We start from the raw sequence: 5,376 nt of genomic DNA on the forward strand, positions 1-5,376 counted from the left end.
CCCCCGCCCCGCCCGCAACTCCGAAAAAGCCCGCGGCCGCCCGTTTCGCCCTGCCGAAATCCGCGGCGCTGACCAGGGCGGTGGAGGCGCTGAAGGCCGGCGACAGCGCGACGCTGGCCCGCGTGCCGGACGGGTTCGACGCCCTGGTGGTGGCCGACCTCGCCCGCGCCCTGTCGCAGGTCTCCGAGGGGCCGGCGGTGCTGGTCCATGTCGCCCGCGACGGCACCCGCTCGGCGGCCTTCGCCAGCGCGCTGTCCTTCGTGGCGCCCGAGATCGAGGTGATGAGCGTCCCGGCCTGGGACTGCCAGCCCTACGACCGGATCTCGCCGAACGCCGCCATCGCCGCACAGCGCATGACGGCGCTCTCGCGGCTTGCCCGCACCCGCTCCTCGGCCGAGAAGCCGCGCATCCTCACCACCACGGTCAACGCCCTGGTGCAAAGGGTGCCGCCCAAATCCCGCATCGCCGTCGAGACGTTTTCCGCCGCCCCCGGCAACGCGCTCGACACCGACCAGATCGTCGCCTGGCTCGAGGCCAACGGCTTCCTGCGCACCGGCACCGTGCGCGATACCGGCGAATACGCGGTGCGCGGCGGCATCATCGACCTGTCGCCGCCCGGCCTCCCCAACCCGGTCCGCCTCGACTTCTTCGGCGACACCCTCGAATCGATCCGCGCCTTCGATCCCGAGACCCAGCGCACCATCGGGCAATTGCGCTCCCTCGACCTCGTGCCGATGAGCGAGGTGCAGCTCACCACCGAGACGATCCGGCGCTTCCGCCAGGGCTACGTCACGACCTTCGGCGCCGCGACCCGGGACGACCGGCTCTACGAGACGATCAGCGAGGGAAGGCGCTATGCCGGCCTCGAGCACTGGATGCCGCTGTTCTACGACCACCTCGACACGCTGTTCGACTACGTCGCCGGCGTGCCCCTCATCCTCGACAACCAGGTCGACGACGCGGTGGCCGAGCGCCTGTCCCAGGTGCAGGAATACTACGACGCCCGCTGCGAGGCCTTGAAGGAGCGCCAGAGCGGCACTGCGCCCTACAAGCCGCTCAAACCCGACGCGCTCTATCTCTCGCCGAACGAATGGGCGAAACGGATCGAGGGCGCGACGGTCGCGCGGCTTGCCCCCTTCGACGTGCCGGAGGTGTCCGGGCGCAAGCTGATCGACTGCGAGGGCGTGCCCGGCCGCAACTTCGCACCGGAGCGCGCCCAGGAGGGCGTCAACGTCTTCGACGCGGCGGTCGGCCACGTTCGCGACCTCCAGGCCTCGGGCCATCACGTCGTTCTGGCGGCGTGGTCGGAGGGCTCCCGCGACCGGCTCTGTGGCGTGCTGACCGAGCACGGGTTGCCGAAGCCCAGGACCATCACCCGCCTCTCCGACATCCTGGCGATGAAGCGCGGCCAGGATCTCGGCGTAGCGGTCTGGGGCCTGGAGGGCGGGTTCTCGGCGGGCCAGCTCGCCGTGGTGGCGGAGGGCGACATCCTCGGCGACCGGCTGGTGCGGCCCAAGCGCAAGGCCAAGCGCCCCCAGGACGTGATCCTGGAGGTGCAGGCGCTCGCGCCGGGCGACCTCGTGGTCCATGCCGATCACGGCATCGGGCGGTTCGTCGGCCTCAAGACGGTTACGGCGGCGGGCGCACCGCACGACTGTCTGGAGATCCAGTATAGCGGCGGCCTGCTGCTCCTGCCGGTCGAGAACATCGAGCTTCTGACCCGCTACGGCTCGGAGGATGCCGACGTCGCCCTCGACAAGCTCGGCGGCGGCGCCTGGCAGGCGCGCAAGGCCAAGCTCAAGCGCCGGATCATGGAGATGGCCGGCGCCCTCATCAAGGTCGCGGCGGAGCGCTTCCTGAAGTCGGCGCCGAAGATGGCCCCGCCGGAAGGCACCTACGGCGAGTTCGCCGCCCGCTTCCCCTACGAGGAGACCGAGGACCAGGAGGCGGCGATCGCCGCCACCCTCGGCGACCTCACCTCCGGTCGTCCGATGGACCGGCTGGTCTGCGGCGATGTCGGCTTCGGCAAGACCGAGGTGGCGCTGCGCGCCGCCTTCGTCACCGCCTTGTCGGGCAAGCAGGTCGCCGTGGTGGTACCCACCACCCTGCTGGCGCGCCAGCACGCCCGCACCTTCGAGGCCCGGTTCAAGGGCCTGCCGGTGAACGTGGCGCAGGCCTCCCGCTTCGTCAGCAACACTGAGCTGAAGAAGGTCCGCGAGGGCCTGGCCGACGGCTCGGTCGACATCGTGGTCGGCACCCACGCGCTCCTGGCGAAAAACATCGCCTTCAAGGATCTCGGCCTCATCATCATCGACGAGGAGCAGCATTTCGGCGTCTCCCACAAGGAGCGGCTGAAGGCGCTGAAGGCGGAGGTCCACGTCCTGACGCTCTCCGCCACGCCGATCCCCCGCACGCTGCAACTCGCGATGACTGGGGTGCGCGAACTCTCGATCATCGCGACGCCGCCGGTCGATCGCCTGGCGGTGCGGACCTTCGTGATGCCGTTCGATCCGCTCTCGATCCGCGAGGCGCTCCTGCGCGAGCGCTATCGCGGCGGCCAGGCCTTCTACGTCGTGCCGCGCATCGAGCACCTGGAGGAGGTCAAGCGCTTCCTCGACCGCGAGGTGCCCGAGGCCAAGGTGGCGGTGGCCCACGGCCAGATGGCGGCGGGCCAGCTCGAGGACGTGATGACGGCCTTCTACGAGGGCCAGTACGACATCCTGCTCGCCACCACGATCGTCGAATCGGGCCTCGACATCCCGACCGCCAACACCTTGATCGTCCACCGCGCCGACATGTTCGGCCTCGCCCAGCTCTACCAGCTGCGCGGGCGCGTCGGCCGCTCCAAGGCCCGGGCCTACGCCCTGTTCACCACGCCGGAGGGCAAGCCCCTGACGGTGCAGGCGGAGCGCCGCCTCTCGGTGCTGCAATCCCTCGACACGCTCGGGGCCGGCTTCCAGCTCGCCAGCCACGACCTCGACATCCGCGGCGCCGGCAACCTCTTGGGCGACGAGCAGTCCGGCCACGTCAAGGAGGTCGGCTACGAGCTCTACCAGCAGATGCTGGAGAGCGCGGTGGCGGCGCTCAAGTCCGGCAATGCGCTGCCGACCGACGAGCAATGGTCGCCGACCATCGCGCTCGGCGCCCCCGTCACCATGCCGGAGGAGTACGTCGCCGATCTCTCGGTGCGGCTCGGCCTCTATCGCCGCCTCGCGACGCTCGAGAACGACCGGGAACTGGAGAGCTTCGGCGCCGAGCTGATCGACCGCTTCGGCCCGATGCCGCCGGAGGTGGAAGAGCTCCTGAAGATCGTGACGATCAAGATCCTGTGCCGCGAGACCAATGTCGAGAAGGTCGAGGCCGGCCCGAAGGGCATCGTCATGCACTTCCGCGACCGGTCCTTCGCCAGCCCGGCCAAGCTCGCCGGCTACATCGCCGATCAGCGCTCCTTCGCCAAGGTGCGGCCGGACATGAGCGTGGTGTTCATCCGCGATCTCGCGACGGTGGCCGAGCGGTTGAAGGAGACGACGGCGATCCTGCGGGATCTGGTGAAGCTGATCACGCGGAAGAAGGCGGCGTGAGGCTTCGCGGACGTCCCTTCCCGGCCGATCCCGGGAGGGGGTGGCGGTCGAAGATCGAAGAGATGTTGGGTGACGATTTCGGCCGCGATGTCCGGGGACGAGGAAGACCTGATCGCCCGCGCCACGATCGGGCTGGACGACGTGGACGCTTCCGCCACGGAGGAGATGACGGGCTGGAGCGCCGTCGTCCATCTGCAGCAGCGGGCGAGCCGGGACGTTCTCGAGGCCTGTCTCACGGCATGCGCCGACGCTGACCCGCTCGCGCGCCGCGTCGCAGCGATCGTCCTCGGCGAACTGGGGCCTCCGCGGAGCGAGACGCCCGCCTTCAACGAGGAGCGCTTTGCCGGGCTGATGGCTCTTCTCGTTGCCGAGCGCGCGGGGCGGACGATCCCGGCGTCCTGGGAGCAGCCTACACGGGTCTCGGCCGGCTGGACGATCCGCGGGCGATCCCGGAGCCGCTCGCCCTGCGGGATCATCCCGAGGCCGCCGTCCGCGTCGGAGTGATATCCGGTCTCGGCCGGCATCTCGACCCTCAGGTCCAGCCTGCCGTGCTCGACGCCCTGATCGCCCTCACGGCCGATCCCGCCGATGAGGTCCGCGATTGGGCCACCTTCGCCCTGGGGCAGCATGCCGAGATCGATTACCCGGTCGTCCGGGCGGCCCTGCATTCGCGGCTCGACGATTCGTACGGGGAGGCGCGGCACGAAGCGATCACGGGCCTGGCGAAGCGCGGCGACCTGTCGGTGATCCCGATCCTGATCCGGGAGCTGCACCGAGGGGTCGCTCCCGGGCTGCTCGACGCCGCGGTGGCCCTGGCGACGCCGGACCTGTGCGACGCACTAGAGCGCTTCACGATCGCGTTGCAATCGCGAAGCTCTCTAAGTCTTTGTTTTGCCGCATTTTCTTCGACGAACCGGCATCCACTTCGTCGGAAAATGCTCTAGCCGCGGCGGCGCGCAACGGCGCGGTCTTCCGGGCCTGGCACGGCCCGGTCGACCTGACCGACGATTGGCGGGAGGCCAGGCGGGCCTGCGGCTGCTGATCTCTCACTCCCGTCGGCATACCGCTGTCGGTATTACACGAGGCCGTCGCTCACCGCGCGCTCTCGCAGTGTCGCCAACGCACTCATGACGTAGGGGCGTGCCTTAGCCGAGGACATCCAGGGTGGCAGTCGCGACATCATTGTCCTGTTGCGGTAGATCCCTGGGACAGGCCGTTCGCGCAGCGTGGCACCGAGCCAGTCGGCCAGCGCATCGAGATGCGCTAGATTGTAGACCCAGAGCGGATGTCCCCGAACCCGGATCGTCAGGTAGAGCGGGAGGCCGAACCGGCCGTCGGTTGCACATTCGACAGAGTGCCTCGCGCGCCCCGATGGTATCGCGGCCATATGGGCACAGTGCCGACACGTGAGATGGAACCGTCCCCGGTCGGCATCGTGCGTCGAGCGCGCGGGCCCCGCGCATCGTGGGCAGATCACCCAGGCCGTGTCTCGGAAGTCCCAGACGGTCAGGCCGGGATCGCGCGCGCGGCGTGGCCTGGACATGATGGTTGCGGGCATTCCCGTCGCCTTTTGCGGTCCGGCCACCGGAGTCGCTCCGGGTCTCGGGTCGAGGCCCGATCGCCTCGACCTGCGATCACCCCTGGTCTGCGAACGGCCCTTTCAGGCTTCGAGGGGCGGACACTTGGGCTAAGCAGATTTCGCCGAAGTGGACACCGGTTCGGTGGCAAAAATCTGAGAAAAACAAAAAGCTAAGCGGGCGAAGCGTTGGCCTGCCCACGGTACACGACATTGAAG

The 5,376-nt window shown here is 69.3% G+C and carries 3 protein-coding genes; all 3 read left to right on the forward strand.

The genetic code is table 11. The annotated features are described in order from the left end of the window. Positions 1-3,581 (forward strand): transcription-repair coupling factor (gene mfd, locus QR78_RS26145; protein ID WP_048430529.1); only part of this gene is annotated, 3,581 nt, incomplete at its 5' end. A 69-nt stretch (positions 3,582-3,650) separates the two neighbouring features. Further along, complete coding sequence (locus QR78_RS26150) at positions 3,651-4,085, forward strand: hypothetical protein (protein ID WP_058620943.1); 435 nt, start codon at positions 3,651-3,653, stop codon at positions 4,083-4,085. Continuing rightward, on the forward strand, positions 4,010-4,525 hold the full coding sequence (locus tag QR78_RS32135) for a HEAT repeat domain-containing protein (RefSeq protein WP_244276465.1): 516 nt from the start codon (positions 4,010-4,012) through the stop codon (positions 4,523-4,525). Before QR78_RS26150 ends, QR78_RS32135 begins: the two co-directional genes overlap by 76 nt. The last annotated feature ends 851 nt before the right edge of the window (positions 4,526-5,376 follow it).

This window comes from Methylobacterium indicum, assembly GCF_001043895.1.
In the GTDB taxonomy this organism is placed as follows: Bacteria; Pseudomonadota; Alphaproteobacteria; order Rhizobiales; family Beijerinckiaceae; genus Methylobacterium; species Methylobacterium indicum.